This window comes from Geminisphaera colitermitum TAV2, from assembly GCF_000171235.2.
Taxonomy (GTDB): Bacteria; Verrucomicrobiota; Verrucomicrobiia; order Opitutales; family Opitutaceae; genus Geminisphaera; species Geminisphaera colitermitum.
Genome location: NZ_ABEA03000218.1, coordinates 14271 through 34226 on the forward strand (window position 1 = coordinate 14271; position 19956 = coordinate 34226).

The 19956-nt window shown below is 61.0% G+C and carries 14 protein-coding genes; 7 read left to right on the plus strand and 7 right to left on the minus strand.

Features of this window, described 5'->3' with window-relative positions:
* Window positions 1-10: 10 nt before the first annotated feature.
* The 7 genes from OBACDRAFT_RS24400 (at window position 11) to OBACDRAFT_RS24430 (ending at window position 8390) form a co-directional block, all read left to right on the plus strand.
* Complete coding sequence (locus OBACDRAFT_RS24400) at window positions 11-667, plus strand: hypothetical protein (RefSeq protein ID WP_043589792.1); 657 nt, start codon at window positions 11-13, stop codon at window positions 665-667.
* A 181-nt stretch (window positions 668-848) separates the two neighbouring features.
* Complete coding sequence (locus OBACDRAFT_RS24405) at window positions 849-2600, plus strand: hypothetical protein (RefSeq protein ID WP_043589794.1); 1752 nt, start codon at window positions 849-851, stop codon at window positions 2598-2600.
* A 14-nt stretch (window positions 2601-2614) separates the two neighbouring features.
* Window positions 2615-2950 carry a hypothetical protein gene (locus OBACDRAFT_RS24410; protein WP_043589795.1) on the plus strand — a complete coding sequence of 112 codons (336 nt, stop codon included), beginning with the start codon at window positions 2615-2617 and terminating at the stop codon, window positions 2948-2950.
* 162 nt (window positions 2951-3112) lie between these two features.
* On the plus strand, window positions 3113-3829 hold the full coding sequence (locus OBACDRAFT_RS24415; protein WP_043589797.1) for a PEP-CTERM sorting domain-containing protein: 717 nt from the start codon (window positions 3113-3115) through the stop codon (window positions 3827-3829).
* Between the two features lie 7 nt (window positions 3830-3836).
* Window positions 3837-6518, plus strand: a complete 2682-nt coding sequence (locus tag OBACDRAFT_RS24420; RefSeq protein WP_043589798.1) for an endo-acting ulvan lysase-like protein — start codon at window positions 3837-3839, stop codon at window positions 6516-6518.
* 163 nt (window positions 6519-6681) lie between these two features.
* Complete coding sequence (locus OBACDRAFT_RS30390) at window positions 6682-7656, plus strand: helix-turn-helix domain-containing protein (RefSeq protein WP_232767759.1); 975 nt, start codon at window positions 6682-6684, stop codon at window positions 7654-7656.
* 74 nt (window positions 7657-7730) lie between these two features.
* On the plus strand, window positions 7731-8390 hold the full coding sequence (locus OBACDRAFT_RS24430) for a zinc metalloprotease (RefSeq protein ID WP_043589800.1): 660 nt from the start codon (window positions 7731-7733) through the stop codon (window positions 8388-8390).
* 154 nt (window positions 8391-8544) lie between these two features.
* On the opposite strand, the gene OBACDRAFT_RS30395 is transcribed toward OBACDRAFT_RS24430, so the two are convergent.
* The 7 genes from OBACDRAFT_RS30395 to OBACDRAFT_RS24465 all read right to left on the minus strand — a co-directional run bounded on the left by OBACDRAFT_RS30395 (window position 8545) and on the right by OBACDRAFT_RS24465 (window position 19830).
* Window positions 8545-13563: a dienelactone hydrolase family protein gene (locus OBACDRAFT_RS30395; RefSeq protein ID WP_232767762.1), complete on the minus strand. Its 5019-nt coding sequence runs from the start codon at window positions 13561-13563 to the stop codon at window positions 8545-8547.
* Between the two features lie 116 nt (window positions 13564-13679).
* Window positions 13680-14678: a CsgG/HfaB family protein gene (locus OBACDRAFT_RS24445; RefSeq protein ID WP_043589839.1), complete on the minus strand. Its 999-nt coding sequence runs from the start codon at window positions 14676-14678 to the stop codon at window positions 13680-13682.
* Window positions 14679-14736: 58 nt separating this feature from the next.
* Window positions 14737-15633 carry a hypothetical protein gene (locus tag OBACDRAFT_RS24450; RefSeq protein ID WP_052362557.1) on the minus strand — a complete coding sequence of 299 codons (897 nt, stop codon included), beginning with the start codon at window positions 15631-15633 and terminating at the stop codon, window positions 14737-14739.
* Complete coding sequence (locus OBACDRAFT_RS26020; RefSeq protein WP_052362559.1) at window positions 15630-15869, minus strand: hypothetical protein; 240 nt, start codon at window positions 15867-15869, stop codon at window positions 15630-15632. Before OBACDRAFT_RS26020 ends, OBACDRAFT_RS24450 begins: the two co-directional genes overlap by 4 nt.
* Before the next feature lie 271 nt (window positions 15870-16140).
* Window positions 16141-16362 carry a hypothetical protein gene (locus tag OBACDRAFT_RS26025; RefSeq protein WP_052362561.1) on the minus strand — a complete coding sequence of 74 codons (222 nt, stop codon included), beginning with the start codon at window positions 16360-16362 and terminating at the stop codon, window positions 16141-16143.
* The gene (locus OBACDRAFT_RS24460) at window positions 16349-17002 is read right to left on the minus strand and encodes an RNA polymerase sigma factor (protein ID WP_081722333.1); all 654 of its coding nucleotides are present in this window, start codon (window positions 17000-17002) and stop codon (window positions 16349-16351) included. Before OBACDRAFT_RS24460 ends, OBACDRAFT_RS26025 begins: the two co-directional genes overlap by 14 nt.
* Before the next feature lie 92 nt (window positions 17003-17094).
* Window positions 17095-19830, minus strand: a complete 2736-nt coding sequence (locus OBACDRAFT_RS24465) for a tetratricopeptide repeat protein (protein ID WP_157837278.1) — start codon at window positions 19828-19830, stop codon at window positions 17095-17097.
* Between the last annotated feature and the right edge of the window lie 126 nt (window positions 19831-19956).

Here is a 19956-nt window from a genome sequence, read left to right on the forward strand (position 1 = left end):
TTACCATATCATGACCAAACGCATTGCCATCCTCGCCTCGGCCAGCCTCCTGCTCTCCGGCGCACTTTCCCTGAGCGCTGCCGAACTTGTCCGCTACGATTTTTCCGGCGGACTTGCCCCGACCACCTCCGCCTCATCCATCACCGCCTCGCCAATCGGTTTCGGCGCGTTCAACGAAAACAGAAACCCGAGTGACCGCGGACATTCCAAAGCATCGCAAGGCAACCTCTTCGCCCGTGTGAAATCCACTGGTGAAGGTCTTCCTCTGCTACTGGTCCCCACGGCGGAAGACGCGCTTGCTGCGGAAACCTTCTTCACAATCACACTCAAGGCCAACGGCACTGACGCCGTTCCGCTCGGCCAATTTTCCGCCAAAGTAGGTGCCCAAAAAATCGGCACACCCACGCTGGCTGACTACACGATTCACTGTTTCCTCCGCTCCAGTGCCGACAATTTTCAAGCCGACCTCGGAAAATTCTCTTATCTCAAGCAAAGCACTTCTGGCGGCACCACCTATGCCGAAAACCCGTGGACGGTTGACCTGACCAAACTCTCGGTCCCAGCGGGTTCTCCGATCACCTTTCGCCTCTACGTGTATGTCGAAACGGACACCCCCAACTTCGGCCAATCAATCCGCCTCGACGACATCTCGATCACCAGCAAATAGCGAGACCAACACTTCCTAAGTGGCGCGGGCGTCTCGCCCGCAATCTTTGTGTGTGAACGCCATTTGCCATCATGCCATACCCCCACGCGCAGACCGGGCTCCGTATCACCTGCGCATCCATCTCTCGTTACCCCTCCCCCCCCCTATTCCTTCCATTCCTGTTTTATTCCCTTCCTCGCACATGCACATGCAAGTCATCAAAACCCTGCTCTTATTCCCAGCTCTGGCCTCTCTACTGATCGCCTCTACCCCCGCGCCCATTGCATCTCCCTCCCCCCCCCCCCCCCAGCCCAAGATATCTCGGTCACAAAAAACAGACGACTGGCCCCAACTCAACCCGGCCCCCGAAGAATGGATTGTCACAGACAAATTTCAAAAATTTGCCACATGGTGGCCCGGACGCCCCGAAGACGAAGCCGCCCGCCAAGCCCTGCGTCAGGCCATGCATCGCGAGACAATCGGCCTGAGCAACGAATTCACCTCCGCCCTGCGCCTCGTGCCACAACTCGCCAATTCCATCCGTTGGGAAGCCCCCCTCCAAGGAGCGCAACAATCGCACCTGTACCGCTCGAACCCCGGCAAATGGACATCATGGGATCGCCCCTCCAACGCCCGCCTCATGGAATGCCTTACCCTGCTGGCCAATTTTTACACGATCGAGCAAGCTTGGAACCCCTACTACCACGACCCCGCGCTAGGCCGCAGATTGGACGCCGCACTCGAATACTGGCTCACCCTGCAAAGCTCCGAAGGCGCTTTCCCCGAATACGGAGGCTTCGGTTCCAACGAACTGCCCTCCACCTCCTTCAACCTCATGTCGATGGCCGAGATTTACGGCACATTAAAAGACGACGCGCTGTTTGCCGGACTGGCCCCGCGCTGGATCGACGCCATGCGACGCGCCGTCCTGTGGGGCGCGACTCCCGACTCGTCCCAACGCAAACAAGGCTCCAGCCATGCCAACCAATACCTCGGCATCATCGCTGGCGCATGGCATCTGCACGCGTTCACCGGTGAAGCCCGCTGGAAGTCTCTCTACGACGAACTCGCCGATTGGTGGATCGACCAAGCCCAGTCAAAAGCAGGCTGGTATCGCGAACACGGCGGACGCGAGGACTTCGCCTACTCGGGCGTCACCGACCTTTACCTTGACCGCCTCGCCCTTGAATCCAGCGACCCGCGCTGGCTCGAATCCCTCCGCCGCTCCTACCTCGCCTCGCAACTGATTGTTGTTTTCGAAATGGACCTGAAAACCACGGTCATGGATATCACCGGACACGCCCGCACCACACCATCCGGCTCGCTCAATTTGAAAAGCAGCAGCAGGAATCCGCAACTGCTGGAACGCCCTTATCAACGCTATGTCGGCTGGTTCAACCACGTCGCCTCACGCCTTCCCGAAGCGCGTGCATTCGCGCTCGCGTTCCCCTCGCCGGAAGAAGCGTCGGCCTTGGAACAAGCATGGTTCGATGCCTGGCCGTCCAGCCTCTCGTGGTCCCACTCATTCCCGCAAATCCGAGGCGCCAACGGAGGCGCGTTCGGCTGGGATGGCAACGGCACTTGCTGGCCCCTCCCCGCCGGAGCGCAAATTGAAGCCGCCGCCCAAACCCGCCCGTGGAAAGAAACCCGTTTCACCGATGTTTCCAACGACGCCAAGGATCGTCAGGAACTCACCTGCGTGCGCCGTCCGGGCTATTATGCGACCTTCCGGACAGGCTCTGCACAAGGAAAACAAACGCTGGGCCTGGGAATGCTTTGGGTGCCTGGTTTCGGCACTGTGTTTGCCTCGGCCAACGCGTCTCCACGACCCGCATACGGCTGGAAGCCAAACGGCACTGAACTTGCCAAAACAGTTCGCAGCCTGCGCTTGGATTGGAACAGCGAAGGGGGGGGGGGGAGGCGGAGCCCGACACAGCCTCGCATCTCACGCTGAAAGGTCGCTACGACTTGCCGCCGCTGCGATTCGGACTTGGTGAGGAAGTGCTCTCTCTGCATTTCAATGCCTCCCCGCTTTACCTGCCGCTGGTCAACCGCGACGGAGAAACTTGGACACTGGCAGACGCTTCCTCTTGGAACGGCAAAACGACAAACACCACCTCACTCCGTTTGCGACGTAGTGGATCACTGGTTACACACGATGTGCTGATCGACTTCGGCCAACCAGTCGCACTCGTCGCCAGTTCCCCGTCCTCGATGGGCGCTGATTTGAAAGTGAGAAGCGTGACCGTGACGCCTGCCAAAAAAGGCGAGCTGACCATCACCCTGCGTCGCGTCGCGCGTTAACAATCGAAGCCTTTCCCTTCCCCGTGACAGTCCCGCCTCAGTTTTCTCCGAGAAACAGTCACTGTTTGCGCTTCGTCGCCAAATGGTGACGCGCAAAATGGCACTCCATTCACCAACCACAATTCCCATCCCGCTCTGAACAAACCCGAAAACAAAAGTCCTATGAAAACCATCACCTCATTCCTCGCCGCGTGCGCCTTCTTCGCCTGCGCCTCACTCTCTGCCCAGATCACTCTGGTCAAATATGATTTCCACATCGCGTCCGACCTTTCGCCCTCCGCGTGGTCCAGCGACCTGCTGAGTGCCAAGCCGGGAAATCTTACCTCCCCCGTCGGTTCCGGTGCCCAATCCGGGGCGGTCAACTACTATTTCAGAAGAAGCAATGTCGGGGACACACAGGCGACCGCCGGAGTTGCCACCTTCACACTCAGCCCCTCGCAGGCGATTGATCTTGGAGAACTCACCTTCTCCATGGGGCACCAAAACATCTCCGCTACCGTTTTTGACGGCTACACAATCAACTACGCGGTGGGCGTAAAAATCGGCTCGGACGCAGAAACCCTCCTGCCGACGGTTGTGACGCACACGGCTCTTCCCAGCAACGCTGTGGGCTATGCCGGCGTCGTGCTGAACGATTCAGCCGCCTTCGACCTCAGTTCCTTCTCCGGTATTTCCTCAAGCATTACCTTAAAAATTTACGTGTATGTGACGGATGTCATTCCCGTCAGCGGTGCCGCCACTGCCGCGAACCATACATTACGCATCGACGACATTATGGTAACAGGCACCGCCGCAGTCCCTGAACCCGCCACAAGCGCCCTTCTTTTGGGCGCTGCCGTAATCCTTGCCATGCTCGTCCGCAATCGTCTCCGCCGCTGACACGAGAATGCGAACCGCGCATTGCCTGATTGTAATCGGCATTCTGGCCGCGCTCCCCCTGCTCCGCGCCGACCGACCGCAAATCCACGCTACGCCGAAGGACAAGCCCGCCATCCTTGCCAAAATCAAGGACGAGCCTTGGGCCGCCGAAGCGTGGACACGCCTGCTCGCCGACATTGATCCCATCGTCGAACGTGTGCAAAAGCAGCCCGACTGGCTCCTCTCGCGCATGTCCATGTATTGGAAACCCGGCGAACGCTACACCCAGTGTTACATCAAGGACCAGAACTGGGACCGCGGCGAAGGCAACGCCCCTGTCCCCACCGTGCGACTCCCCGGAATGCGCATCTGGAACGACTACAAAAACGTCCCCCTCGAACAACGCATCCCCTACAACGAAACCGGCGACATGCTCGCCTTCAGTCGCAAGACCCCGTCCGCGCCGACCACACTCGTGCCCTACAAACAATCCGGGCACCTCATCCGCGACAACAACCGCGAAATCCTCGACCTCGCGGCCAAATCCGCCTTCGCCCACTGGCTCACCGGCGAGCCAAAATACGCCGACCTCGCCACCGACGTTTATTGGACATGGTTGCTTGGCACCTACCACATGCAACCCCCGCTCGACCCTAAACAATCCACCGGTGGCCCCGGCGCTTACGCCCCCGGCGGCATGATGGGTTACTACGACTACGAACAAATCCACGACGACCTGCTCATGCACGGCGCCGTCATCTACGACTTCCTCCGCGATCACCTCGCCGCCCATCCCCCCCCCCCCCTCCCTCCCGGTAAGGATCTGGACGCCATCAGTGCCGAAGTTTTCAAGCGCTTCATCGAAATCGGTTTCGTCCGCGGCCAAAAAACCGGCAACTGGAACATCAACGGCTGGGCCATCATGATGCCCGGCATCCTCGCTCTCGGCCCCGACTCCGCTTACGCCGACGGCAAAGGACGCGCGTATTACCTAAAACACTACACCACCATTTCCACATCCTGGCACGACGCCCTCCCCGACATCCTCAAAACCTACGATCCCATCACCGGTCTCTGGCCCGAATCCCCCGGCTACGCCCTCGGCACCATCAACACCCTCCTTGACCTCTCGCATCCCCTTTCCCTCACGGGCGCCGACACCATCGGCGGCAACCCCATGATGCAAAAAGCCGCCCTCGCCATTTTCCCTTGGCTTGATGCCCGCGGCAACCTCGTCGTCTTCGGCGACACCCGTGGCGGCCCCGGCAGCTTCCTCGCTTTCGAACGCCTGCTCACCCATTATCGCAAAACCGGCGACACCGCCAACACCGCCCGCATCTCTGCCGCCATCCGCCAAGGCATCGACTCCGGCCAATACGACCGTGCCGCCGCCTCCGGCTGGAAAGGTCTTTGTGCCAACGTCCCCCTTTCTCCGCCGACGACTGAATCCGTTCCCTACGCCCGCGCTGCATGGTCCGCCACGCACCGCCATCTCATCCTCAAAAACGGCAACGACCCCGACACCGCGCTCATGCTCACCCTCTATGGTGGCGGCAAAGCCAACCACCACCTGCGTCCCAACGGACTCGCGCTCCAACTCTATGGCCGCGGCTATGCTCTCGCCCCCGACGCCTCCGCTTTCGAATCCTACTGGAACGACGACGTCCACTACCATCAAGGAGCCACTGGCTCCAACACGATCCTTCCCGGTTACACTCAAGGCCCGGTCACCATTAACGCCTTGGACCCCGCGCCTGCCCCTGACGCATTCACAGCCGACTACGGTGTTTCCCCCTCCATTTCCTTCGCCGACATCTCCGCCACCGAAAAACGCCGTGTCGCTGCCATCATCCGCACCTCGCCGACCACCGGCTACTACGTTGACATTTTCCGTTCCCGCCAGCCGGACAACGATTACCTGTATCACAATCTTGGTGACAAACTCGCTATCTTCGACGCTACCGGACATCCCTTGACCACCACCGCGCTCGACGCCATCCCCGCCGCTCCCGACAAAGCCTATTCCTATTTCAAAAACGTCCGTCGTTCCGCGCTTGTTGGAGGTGATTGGTCCGCTCGCTGGACGCTCGCCAACGCCAAACCCGCGCTTGAAATGACGTTCTGGATGCAGAGCGAAGGCGAGGACGATTCCGTCCGTGAACTTTATCAAGTTGATGCCCCCCCCACCACGCTCCTCCCCGCGCTCACACCCGGCGGAGCCAGCCTTGCACCAAACCCCACGCCCACGATCATCGTGCGTCAAAACGGGCGTGACGGCTGGGCAACACCCTTTGTTGCCGTCGCCGAACCGCATGACGCGGGCCAACGTTCCATCACTGCCATTCGCGGTCTGCCCGCGACGGAAACCCTTGCCGGTGTCATCGTCGAAAGCGTCGGACTGAACGCCCGTCGCGACCTCATTATCGTGACCACCGACGATGCCGAGCACATCCCCGCGCCCGATCTTTCCGTGCGAATGCGAGGAGCCTTTGCGGTCGTCACCACCGATGCGTCCGGCCTGCGCGAACTCTATTTGGGAGTCGGACGTTTGCTGGTTCACGGCGGATGGAAAATCGAGGCGGACACTCCAGTCAGCATCAGTTTGCGCGCGACTGACGCCGGTTTTGTCTGCTCCGCCACCGGACCAGTTTCTATCACCCGCCCTGATGGTCGCACCATGAGCATTCCCGCCGGCCAAGATCAAAAATAGAATAATAGAACCAAGAAACTCACGCGGAGTCGCGGAGAACGCGGAGAAAACAACAAAAATCCGCACCTCCAAGTTTCCGCGTGAAATGTTTCTGATCGGAAAATGAAATCGATGTCACCGACGTTGCCTACCACTCGTTTTGCTATTCGAGTAAGCACGTCCGATGAAAACGCCATCCCTCGCAACACTCCCCTCCCCCCCCCTCCCCCCCGCTCCCAATCTCGTTGCTCACTATCAAGACTGGGCGGCCCTCCGCCTCAACCTCCTCTGGATCTACGAAGGCCCCGTCCCGGACAACGGACAGGGCAAGCTTGCCGAGACCAAAACCGAGGCCGACCGCATCGCGATAATGACCTCCCCCATAATCGCGCTCGATTACTGCGCCGCCTGGCTCGTCACCCGCGGCGAGGCGCGCGTCATCTGTAATGGAAAAGCCGTTACGGCTCCCGCCGGCCACTGGCTTATCCCGTGGCCCGGCCTGCGTGAACAACGCTTCACTCCGGGCACCGAACTCCTGTCCGCCCGCTTCCAAGCCCACTGGCCCGACGGACGCGCCCTCTTCGACGAAGGCCTCAGCCTCGCCATGCCCTCGCGCGACGTTCCACAACTCGAAACCGCCGCCCGCCGCCTCCTCGCGTGCGTGCGCCCGCACCGCCCCGATGCCAACGCCCGCATGCTCGGTGCCGTGGATGTCCCCCTGCCAGACTTCATCGACATCAAAATTGCCACCCTTCAATTCATCCGCTGCTACACCGACGCCCTCGTCAGCCGCGGGCTCAAACCCACCCGCCTCGGCACCTGCGACGAACGCGTCCTCCAGGCTCTCTCGCAACTCGACCGCCTCCCCCTCCACTACAAATTCCGCGAAGCCGACTTCGCCCGCGAGATCGGCCTCGGTCCCAGCCAGTTTGCCCGGCTCTTCTCCGCTCAGATGGGCATGACGCCCAAGCAATACATTGAACGCCGCCGCCGTGATTCCTGCCGCCGCATGTTACTGCACAGTTCACTGCCCGTAAAACAACTCGCCGCCGAGTTCGGCTTCTCGCACCACACCGATTTTTCGGCGTGGTTCAAAAAATTCAACGGCCTCTCCCCGACCGAATTTCGCAACGCGTATCCACAAGGCCACCACGTATGAGCCTGCAAAAACAATCCAATCTCTCCAGTCTTGCTCCATTGCCTGTTTCAGGTTTTTAGCACTTCAGTTTTTACATGCGGCTCCTCCATTTTTTTCTCAGTCTATTAACCATTTCCCTCCTGCTGACACTGGCTCAATCCAATCCGCGTTACGCTCCCGCTCCGTCCGCGACCGCAACATCGAAGCCCCCCTCCCCCCCCCCCTCGTCCACGCGCCCCGTGGACGTATGGCTTATCCCCCTCGAAGGCTTTCCAACTTCCACGGCGGATGAACTGCGACAGACGTTTGCCCGCGAACTCAACCTGAACATCCGCATGACCCTGCCCGCCCGGTGCACGCCCGACATGTATTTCAGTTCCGACAAACTTCTGGCCGACCGCGTGCGCGATCAACTCCAGGCCCCAATGCGCACCCTCCCCGGTATCACACCACGCACGACTTATGTCGTGCTCGCCCCCGCCGACCTCAATCAAATCGGTTCTGAAAAAGGCTATGTTTACACTGCGCATTTCCCCGAGCAACGCCTTGCCATCATCTCGCTCTCCCGCCTGCGCGACGCATTTTACGGCACGCGCGATACCCCTGACGTCACCCGCGCCCGCCTCTACAAAATGACCAAGATGGCCATCGGCGCTCACTATTACCACCTCGGCCCTACGAACAACCTCGACAGCGTCATGTATTCCCCGGTCGAGACCCGCTACGACCTCGACCGCCTCGGCACCGGCTTTTAGCCCGGGCCGGCAGCCCTCGTCCGAGCACGTCTATTCCATTACCCGAGGAATCATTGGCGTATCCTCTTTTGGATACAACCGAGCCTGACGATACTTCAGCAGCTTCGCCCGCACGCGTGGCGTGCCGTCGGCGTAGTCGTCTTCAAAACGAAACTTACTTGGGCAAAATAAGGTTGGACGCTGTCCAACGAATCCATTCGCGGATCACCTCGCGTCCCGTATCCGTCAATCCATGACCGGCGTCGGGAATGGATTTATAAGTCGCCTTCGGACGGGCGGAGCGGAGCTTGCGGTTAAACCCCGTTTGCCACTCCAGCGCAGTGGACTTCTCTCCCCATACCACGAGCAATAGTCTGTCCGTTGCCCCACGATACGTCTCCAACGGCGAAGAGCCGCCCTCATGCAACACGAAGGCGTCGAATCCGTTCACAAAATCCGGCCACACGCGATCCAGTCCGCAACCGATCATGTGCGCGCCGTTGCTCGAACCCGCCACGATGCGCGGTCCGCGCACGGTGCCGGGCAACACTTCGCGAACCCGCGCCAGCATTTGGCGCGCGTAGTTCCAATGGCCGTCAATCTCCACACCCTTTGCCAGCGAGCGTGGCGACACGCCACCCGGATACGGCAACGCGACCACCACCCATTTGTCGAAGTCCACCAGACCACGCGCCCCCCCCACTCGATGCGAACCCTTGCCGCCACCAAACCAGACGAGCAACGGCAGCGGCTTTGCGGGATTGGCGGGATCATAGCTGGCGGGCACATGCACTTCGCACGCCGCCGGGAGATTATCGTGCATCGGCGGCAATCCGGGAAACTCCAACGTCAATGTCTTACCGGGCACAGGTGCCGGGAGCGGAACAGGGCGCGGATGCGATGGAGCTGCAGCCTCAAGCGCGATTGCAGATGTGTTGGTCACGGAGGGGGGGGGGAGGATGAAGCCACGGACGGGCGTCGCAAGCGACGCCCCTACAGCGGGCGAGACGCCCGCGCCACTTTCATTACCACTTCCGATCCGGTTCAACTGCCGCGCCAGAAAGGCCCTCGTAGCATCCTCCATTTCACGCGTTGGACGGTGTCCTGAATCTGGATACGAACGCCATTCGACCTCCACGCCCGCGCCGCGCAGGCGCGTTGCGAAAACAACAGCACTGTCATAACGGGAGGGAAAACCTCCGCTCGTAAAATTGTCGGCCTCCGACGCTCCCACAAAAAACCTCACGCTCCGCCAGTCTCGCATGGGCGGCAATCCAGGCATCGGATACACGGGCATGTGGTGGTTCCCATTGTTGACCGACACCGCCGCCACCAAGTCAGGACGCCAGGCGGCAAAGCTCACCGCAAACCCGCCGCCACTCGTCACGCCATGCAGGAGCAGGTTGCCGCGCTCAATCGGCACGCTGCGCCCGATCTCATCCAGCGCACTTAAAAACGCCTTGCCCGACCAGACCTGCGCATAATGCGCACTGGAAAAACGGCTCGCCATGCGCCACTGCACATCGCCTCTGTAAAACTCGGGTACCACCAGCACGAGTCCGTGCTCATCGGCAAAGCGCGTCCACTCGCTGCCGTGGCGCAGGAGTTCGAGCGCGTCGGTTCCAAGCGTGGGCACGAGCACCAGCACGCGGCGGGGGGTGCGCGTTTCGCCTTCCGGCGGCGTGCGGTAAAATACGTGCAGGCGCGGATTGTCACCGTTGGGCGTCGGCACCGTAACCACGCCGGTGCGTTCTGGAAGAACGGCTCGGGCAGGGTCAAAGCACATGTCGCGCAGCAAGCGCAGTAGCGGGCCGGCAAGGCTGTCACGCGAGTATTTCCAATCGTAACGGGTGCTTATCAGCCATGCATCGGTTTCCCGGCATATCTCCAGTCCGCGATGCGCCTCGGCAATCGCCTCGGGTATCCGGTTTTGAATACGCATTAACTGGGCGCGGCGAAAGTGAATGTTGGCCTTGATGCTCTCAATCGCTTTCCCATAGGGCATCCGGCGGTCGATGCGTTCGAGCCGTTGAAAAACGCTTTCCGCCGCCTCGTATTCTTCGCCCATGAAGAGGCCGAGCGCGTGCTCGTAGAGCCGGGTTGCGGTGGTGTTGTCGGGGTCTTTATCCGCAAAGCTGCGCAGCACGTCGGGCGTGTGTTCGCGGAGGATGCGGGCTCTTTCGGCGGCGGTGAAAAAACGATAGACATTCCACTTGCGCATGAAGTCCCACCAAGGTTTGGGATCAAAAATGCCATCCGCTCCGAGCGAGGCGCGCGCAAGCCGCGCTTGCTCGTGGTAAAGGGCGGCGGGGGAAAAGAGCACCCAGTCGTGTGCTCCCTTGGTCAGGTCATAGAGCAATGCGTCAGACTCGTCGCGGGTCATGGTTTGCCACGGGACGATGAGCGGTCTGGGCTTGGGCGTTGTCCCGGTGCGCGCGCAGGCGGCGGCAATGGCCGAGGCGAAACGGTCGCGCATGGCAATGAATTCGTCCGTGGTGATGACTTCGGAAAGGGCGCGTTCGTTGAGCCGTGCGCAGAACATGGTGATCTGCCAGTCGATGCTGTTGATCCAGTTGGCGTCTCGGACACGGGTAAGCCAATGGAGCAGGGAGTCTTCAATGTAGGCGGCAACGGTGCGCATGTCCACCACCCATGCGTTTTGATTAAATGGATACAATACGGGCAGCCCGTCCGCATTCCCGATCTCGCGCAGTTCCTTGAGGAGGAGAAGCGTCGCGCACCAGGAGCGGGGATGATGTTTGAGGATGACACGATCAATGCGTTTGGTTCCTCGAGGCTGTCCGCTGATGGCAATGAGGGCGCGTGCCTCCGCAATCTTCTCTTCGGGTGCCAGTCCAGTGTAATTAAGAGATGAATATCGGGCGTCTTCACGGATCAAATACATGGACCCGGAGTTTCCCCATGCGGGACGGGCACGGCGCGGGATGGGGTGATCCGCGTTCCATTCAGCCCAGGCTTCGATGCTGGCATTGCCATCGGCGATGAGCGCAAGACGGCGGAGGGATTCAGTCATGTTACGCAGCCATTTGTGATGCACAACGGTGTCGGGACTGACGGCGTCAAAATCGCGAAGGAGCGCCTCGCATTCGGCTGCCAGTTGTGCGTGGGGAATACGCGATTGCCGGTCAAGAAGAAGGTTGTATCGGGCAAGCAGGCTGGGCGCATCGGAAGGTTTTTTGGCAACGAAGTTTTCGAGAGCAGGCTCAAAATCAATCACGAGACCGGAGTATTGTTCGCCAACAGAGCGGGAGCCTGCGTGGGCAATCAGGCGGGCGAGTTCGAGCCAGCGGCGTTTCTCACTGTCAACGGGCAGGCGGGAAATGAGGTAGTCGCGCAAACCATAGTCGAAGAAGTCTCCAAGGTTTTCGATGCCGATTGATTCGCCTTTGTCGAATTTTCGTGCGCCAGCTTCAGGGTGTTCCGGATAGAAGAATGCGAGGTTGAGAATCGCAGCTTGAAGATTGGGAGAAGCAGTGCGCTGGCGGACGGCGAAAGTGGTGGCCGGAGGCGGGGATTGCGTGACAAAAGCAGCCGGGAACCCAGGTTTCGCCGTGGAGCCGGGGGGGGGGGTATTGATGACTGTGCCGTCGGGCCATGTGGCGAACAAGCGGGCAATGTCGGCGGGCTGCCAGGCGGCGGAAAGCGTTTGTTTTTTCCCCTCCAGAATTTTCCCGGAAACGGTGTCTCGCAGTGTCCAAATCACGGTGAGGGGACGACGCTGACCGGCGTTGCGGCTACTGTTGTCAGGGAGGGCGGATTCTTCGACGCGGCCACTGAGCACGGCCCGGCAAAAGAGACCAGGCGCTTGCTCCCAACCGTCGCCGATGCGATTGCCGTTGCCACTCATCCAATCGTATTCACGGCGCAGGCGTTGCAGGCGCTCCGGGAGACGGATGTCCAGGTCGGTGCGGGCGGACAGGGCGCTTGCCGCCACGGTGGAGAGTTTCACGGCGTCGGCGCGGGAGGCCTGCGTATCGGATGTTTGGTGACGGATTCCGGCAAACGCTACACCGCCTGCCGAATGCGTGTATGCTGAGGCGGCGGGGATGTTTTCCACGAGCGCGATTTCCATGTGGCGGCGCATCGCGGCGGCGAGCGGCGCCATGCCGAGCGCGTCGTAACAACGGGCCTCCCACTCGCGCGCCTCGACGAAGCGCCCGTTGAGTTGATAGGCGCGGGTAAACTCAACCGTGGCGTCAATAAAACGTCCGGCGTTGTAAAGCGCGAGGCCGTGATGAAACGGTTCCAATGCCTCGACCTCAACGGTTGGCAAATAGGGCTGGGCGGGAGCGGTGTTGCCGCTTGCCTTTGCATCGCGGAGGAGGGGGAAAAGCCATTCGAGAACGGCGTCAATGAGGTGTTCGTCAGAGCTGGCAAAGGTGTGCGTGGCGAGGTTCGCGCCGTCGCGCACGCGCACCAAACGGGCTTCCACGCGGGATGCGGAAACGGCGGGCGTGAGTTCCAACCAGCAATCCACTCCGAGAAACGCAGCGGCGGGCGGGTTGGCGCGGAAACCGCGTTCGGCATCGGTACGTTCGATGACGAGTTCCTGCGTGAGTGCACGATCGAGCACCGTCACGCCGTTGTCAGCCAGCGCGGCGCGCAGACGCGAGGCGATCATGAAGGTATGCGCCGTGTCGTATTCGGCGGCGGAAGGGGGAGGCTCGACGATGGCGAGGCGCAAGGTTGGAGGGGCGGTTTCGTCTCGCGTCGTTATCGTCGTGGTGAGGAGGACATCGGCGGCAGCCACGAGTGCGCTGACATCAGGGAGCGCCGCACCGGAGGCAGAGCGCGAGCCGAGCACGCGTCCGTCGGCGGCGGAGATGGTTTCGATCAGCCAGTGACCGGGCCGCACTTCACGGAAATGAAGGTAGATGCTCACTCCGCCAGGTGCGGTCATCATGCTGGAAGAGGAGGCGGCGGCGGAGTGAGCGGGCGGGACGTTCGTATTTTCTACATGAATACGCTCATTCCAGAGGCGGGCGAGTTCGGCGCGTTCCACGATCCGGCAATCGTTACGATGACCGAGCGCGGCGGTGAGCAGCGCCTGCCATTCGTCGGCGCCCGCCTGTGCCGTCACGCTGATGGCAACGGGTGTGCTGCCGGCGGAAATGATGTGCGCCACGCCTAAAAACAGGGAAAGGAAAAGAGTGTGGCGAGTGTGGCGAAGCATTGATGATTGGGAAAATGGGAGAGGGGGGGGGGGGGGAAGGGACTGGTAGTAAAAGTGGCGCGGGCGTCTCGCCCGCTGGTGTTATTCGGAAGCGGGCGGGACGCCCGCGCCACGGATCAACGCGCTTGCCCGGCCAAGGTGGGGAGGATGCGGTCGAGGAGTTTTAAGGCGGCGTTTTCCAGCGCCTTTTTCCCGGCAACGTGTTCGGCGATGTCGATGGCAACGTCCATCTGGCGGTCGGCGAGGAGGAGTTTTCCGGTGGCGTCCTTGACCGTGATTTCCACGCGGGAACGACAGGAAACAAGATTGCCGCGGCGCATGCCGAGTTCGCTGAAGGCTTCGCCAGTAATAATGATGGCGCGGGCACGTTCGGTTTCAGGCGCATCGGCAGTGAGGACGTTGATGCCGAGTTGTTGGAGTGTGCGCTGGATTTCGGTTTGCGCCGCCGGATCGATGACTGGTCGGGCAAGGTGTTGCTCGGCAATGCTCACGTAAACGGGCGGGAGTTTTGCCGGGTCGCCAGCGGCGGAACCGAGGAGTTTTTTGTAGCGGGCAAGGCGGGCGTCGGGGGTCTCGACTTGCGCGATGAGGGTGTCGGCGCGGGTGGTCGTGACTTTCACGATTTTTTCCGCGAGCGCAGTGACGGCGGTCTCGATGTCGGCAAAGTTTTTGGCGGTGGCCATCTCGCCATAAACACGGCCGGTCTCGGCACTCATGATTTTGGCGACGGTGTAAACCTTGCCGCTGGTCTCGAAGACACGTCCCGTGACGAGGACTTTGGCGCCGATAAGTGCACCGACTTTGGCAACGGTATCCGGAGATACAGTACCGGAGAGACCGAGTTCTTGTTCGCCGAGGATTTTGTCGGCTTCCTGGCGCTCGACTAAAAACACGTCGGGCGAAGCCGAGAGGTGCGCGGCGAGAAGTGTGGCGACTTCTGCACCTTTTTTCTCAAGCGAGCGGTCGGTGGTCTGGAAATCAAACACTGCCATCGGCAATGGTGTGGAGGGGGGTGGGGGGGGGAGGGAGTCAGTGGCAGCGAGGGCCGGGATGTTGGATGCCGCGCATAGGATGAATGCGAGGGCAATGGGGTGGAGGTGGCGGGTTGTTTTCATGATGTGTGATGCGGTTGATGTGAGAGGGCTGATGTTGGCAAAAAACTGGTCGTCGTTGTTATTTGGATACATCGACGGCAAGCACAGGGCGGACGGCCTCGGTGATGAGGTGAAGCATGGTTTCCTGCGCCTGTGGGTTGTTTGCGAGTTGGGGAAGGAGCGGAAGCGTGACCTTGGTGAAGACGCCTCCGGGAGTGGTGGTGGAATAAACGCCGGGGAAAAAATCAGGCACTGTGGCAGCGGCAAATAAGAGCCAGTGTCCTTCGCCAAAAGCGGGAAAAGTGTCCCGCGTGGACTTGGCGGGGAGGTGCCCCAAGTGGAGAACGCTGGCGGAGGGTGCGTCCACATCCAGTGAGTTGTGGCCGTCCTCAAATGGAATGTCGCAGGCAGCAAGGAACGCGCGCAGTGGAGCGAGGGTTTCGGTATCGCCAACAAGGAGAATGGCGGGGAGGGATGTCGGGTTGCTCGTCTGGTATTGGCGAATCGCGTCAGCCAGCGGACGCGCTTTTTCCCGGAGCGGGATATTGGGATAAACGCGGAATCGCAGGTCGCCGAGGCGGGTCGCGGTTTTCTGATCTTTGGACGGGTTGTGAAAGGAAAACAAAAGGGATGTGATGCTTTTCACGTCGGGCATCTGGACTCGCAGGATGTCGGTTCCGGGATCGAGAAGTTTGTCCAGTGTGGTGTCGTCTTTGAGGCGGGCCGCAATTTTTGGGGATAGTTGGAAAACTTTAACGACGATCTTTGTGCGGTCGATGTCGGCAGGGATGTGAAGATCGACGGCAACACTTTGCCCGCCAAGGGCAGCGAAACTGGGCGGCGTGGCAGGTTCGTCGTGAAGGCCAAGCGGGATGATGCGTCGTTCGTTTTCCTGCTCCGCGCCGGTTGCCGATCCGACGAATGCGGCAAGCAGCAGCAAAAGGAAAGCGGCGCGTGGAAAGGTTGCGTTGTTCATAGCATGGAAGCGGTGCTTGTGTTGAGCGGAGAGGCGTGAATCTCGTAGCCGGCGAGGTGCGCGGGATACGCGGGACTCCAGAGGAAATCTTTGCCGACAAGTATGATGTCGCCTTCGCCAGTGAGGAGAGCGTCAAAGGCGAGCGTGGCTCCGTCTTCGAGTTCGATGCGAATGGTGCGTCCGCTGTAACTGAGGATGCGGAGGCGTTGTCCGTTATCAGTGCGTTCGAGTTGCACGATGATGGGTTGGGTAATGGCAGCGGGGGGGGGGGGGGGGGAGCGGTGGGAATGAGGTCGATTTGAAATGTGCCATTGCGTTCGACCACGGCGTTGAGCTGGCCGGGGAAAAGACGGGCAATTTGCGCGAGCGTTTCGCCGTCGCCGGTGGCAGCGGTGGTGGTGACGATGGCGGGAGTGGCAGGCGCGGCGGTTTTTGGTTGTCGTGACAATCCGAATACGCCCAGCAGGAGAGGCAGCACGGCGGCGACCGCGGCGGAGGAGCCAAGCATCACGGGCATCCAGCGTTGAAACCAGGAGGGACGACGCGGGACGAAAGGCGTTGTCGTGCCGCGCGTGCGCGAGTGTGAGTGCGCGGATGCGTGTGAATGTGAATGCGAATGCGAATGCGCGCACTGGTGGAGCGCGGCGGCGAGAGCATGGTCGCGGACGTCGGGGGCAGGCGGGGGGGGGGGAGTGCGGCGAGATGTTTTTTCAGGTCAGAGTCGTTCATGGCGGAGGGCGTGTTTGAGTTTTCGTTTCGCGCAAAAAATCCGCCACGAGACGGTGGACTCTGCGCAACCGAGGACGCGGGCGGCTTCGGCGTGGTTCATGTTTTCATAATAAACGAGTGCGACGGCTTCGCGGAGAGCAGGAGCAAGCGCAGTCAGGGCATCGCGCACGGCGGAGTGGTGGCGGGTGGACGGATCGGAGTCGGCGAGGGAAGAGGTCGCGGTGTTTTCCGTGTCCGCAAGCACGGCGATGTCAGCGGAAAGGCGGGCTTGGCGGGCGTGTTGACGGCGGCGGTCGCGGGTTTTGTTGAGGGCGATGGAGTGGAGCCAGTTTTTGAAAGAGGCTTGGTGTCGGTAGCCGGGCAGGGAAATGGCGGCTTGGATGAAAGTGTCTTGCGCGATGTCGGCGGCTTCGGCGGGGCAAAACGTGAGGCGCCAGGCAAAGGCGTGGATGGCGGCGTAATAACGGTTGAACAAAACGGTAAAGGCGTCGCTCGATCCACGCGCGGCGCGGGTGGCGAGGTTCGCATCGGATGCCTGATCATCATTGGGCGGGGCCGCAGCCGGTGCGCCAGCGGTTGCACCAGAGGGAGCACTGGTTGCGGCAGTGGCGGAGGGAGTTTCGAGGGAGGCAACGTTCATTTCATGTCGATCTGCCCATTATGACGTATTTCACATCGAAATCCTTGGTTTTATTTTTCGAGCGCCACATGCCACATAAAAATCGGCACCGGTCACCGGGCTGCCTTGTAGTCGCCGATCTCCACGCCGAAAAGATTCGAGTGCACAGCCGGAGTCACGACCTCGCGGTAGCCGCCATCGCGCCAGACGATCAGCGGCAGCGGCACCCCAAAATCCAGATCGCGCAGCATGATGTATGACTTGTACCCGGTCACTCGATACCCGCGCACCGCCACCACGATGTCGCTTTGTTCCAGTCCCGAACTGCGCAGCAGCTTGCTGGTTCCGAGAAAACGCATCCCGGTCTCCGGCGGACCGCGCAGGTCGCCCAGCGAGACCTTGTGACGACCCTGCGGTAGTTCCTCGCGGAGACGCTTTGCGTAGGGTCTCGTCAACGGAGTCGCCCCCGCCTTCACCTCGATGCGATGCACCGCCGCGAGCAGCACCTCGGGTGCATCGTAACGTTCCGCCAGCCGCTCATAAAACATCAGGGCCTCTTTATAATTACCCCGCCGCTCCAACAGCCATCCTTGCGCAAACAAGCCCCGATGCGACCAAGTTTGCCCCGCTTGTTTTGCCAGAGCGGCGGCCTGCGCCGGACGGCCCGTATCCTCAAACCGGTTAACCATCCAGAGCGAATGGTTGGCCGCCTGCACCGATCCGGGATTGACCGCAAAAGCCTTCAAATAAGTTTCCTCCGCCTTTGCGGCGTCGCCCTGCTCCACCCAATAGTCGGCCAGCTTGTAGAGATTGTGCGGATCGATCTGCGCCGCTTTTTCCAGCCACACGAGCTGCGAGCCGGGCGTCCCCGCGCTCATTTTTGCCAGCCGCTCCGACGCGTTGGCATCGTAAGCGAGCACGGGCGCATAAAGTTCCTCCGCGGCCTCGGCCGGCACCTTGTCCTTGAATCTAAAATACAATACGCGTCGCACGATTCCGATATCGTAGGGCGCGCGTTCCAGCAGAGAATCCAGCACCGCCGCCTGATCCCGCCGATGATCGAGCGCGTAATAGGCATACGTCGGCTGCGGATCATAGGCCGTGCCGGGCAACGGAGAGTGTCGGCGCCAGGCGGCGATGTCGTCCGCCGGCATGAAATCGTGGAGCGGCATCTTGCGCACTTGATAACGCACCAGACTCCAGAAGGCCGGGGGCACCAGTTCGGGCGCGGCCTGCATTTTGGCGATCACGTCCCGCTGCGCCTTATCAAGCCCAGCCTGATCCACCGCGTTCTCGCGCTGGGCAAATGAATACAGACGCAAGCGGCCAAATTTTTGATCGGCCTGCCCGCGGTATTCACGGGCGTAGTCAGGCACGCTCCATTGGTTCATCAAAAACCGGTGATCGCCCCTGATCGTATGACACAGATGACGCTGCAACTGATCCGCCCACAAACCCCAGTCAATGATCCGCACCGAGACTCCGCCCCCGTCCCTGCCGCTGGGCGCCAGCAACTGGCCGGGCGTGACGTTGAGCGCGGCGATCCACGCATCATCGTCGATCGCCTTAGCCTTGCCGGGCGTGCCGCGTCCGCCAGCACCGCCGCCTGTCCCCGATTCCTCCGCCCCGCGGACAGAGAGGCCGTAAACGGTCTTGATTTCCCGCTCCTCAATCGTGAGGCCGAGTTCCAGCAGGATGTGCCCCGTGCCCACGCTGGTGCCCTGTCCGCGCACGATGCGAAACCAGTCGGGCATCGTTTTCCACCGTTCGGGAAATTCCTCCCACGCGGCCCATGCGCGTTTGCCATCCACACGCTGCGCGTAGGCGCGGTAACGCTCGCGGCGCTCCAGCAAAAACTCCGCGGTTCCGGCCGGTGGAGCGATGCGGTAGTCGCCCGTGATGCGAGTTTGCAAAGCGCGTTTCCAGCCCGCCCAAGCCAGCCCCTCCGTTACATCGATCCGGTCGAGCATGACGAGCGCGCGCCGCTGGTCATTAAACAATGTGACGAGCGCAGCCCGGGCGAAATAGTGCGCCTCGCTCGCCCGCGTCGCTTCATCGCCGAGCACCTCGGCCAGCGTGATCTGGGCGGCCATTCGGTTGAGCGCGGTGGTGATCGAGGTAAACTCCCCCGCCGCATCGCGCAACGCGAAGACCGCCAGCAGCAACGCGGCACGATCGTGCGTTGAAGGCATGCGCAAGTCGTCTTCCATTTGTGAGGAAATCAACCGGTTGATACGTTCGATGCCCGGGCCGTCCGCCTCCGCCAGCGCTTTGGCAAAAGCCGTGTCCGCACGCGCATCGACCGGCGGCGCCGGCACGCCCGCATCCGTATTCGGAAGCACGACATTCAGGTGCCGGGCCAGTTCACGCGCCATCGGCGCATAGACATCCGCATCCCATATCGCCCCTGTGATCGAAAGCGCGCCACTCCACGCTCCGGGGCCGTCGGCCAGCGCGGGCGTGACTGTCACATCATAGGTCAAATCCGCTCCGCCTGCCTCGTCCGTCCTGTCAGCCCGGCGCTCACGCGCGCTGACGGAAACCGGGACAAATGCAGGACGCCCGGACTCCCCTCCTCGCAACGCCGCCAGCGTTGATGCGATTTCTCCGACCACACTTTCGACAACAAACTGACTTTCATTTTGCCACCGCCAGTCCGCTCTCCGAATCGGGACATGTCTGGCATCCGTCTTGGGCAATACCGCCTCCGCTCGCGTCGATGGATTATCGGCATCCATCCGATTTCGAGCAAGGAGCGCCTCCTTCTCGCAACCGGTGGCAATCAGCAGCCACACCGCAAAACCACATGGCCAGAAACAACGAGAAAACGGGAAACGGGATTTTTTCATGGCGGGAAACCAAAAGATTGAGTGCTTATCCTGAATTAAGGATTTCCCATTCGTTTACCACGGAAAACTTGGAGCGCCCCCGCTGGAACCGAAGAAGCCAAACCCTAACCGCGAATGAACGCGAAT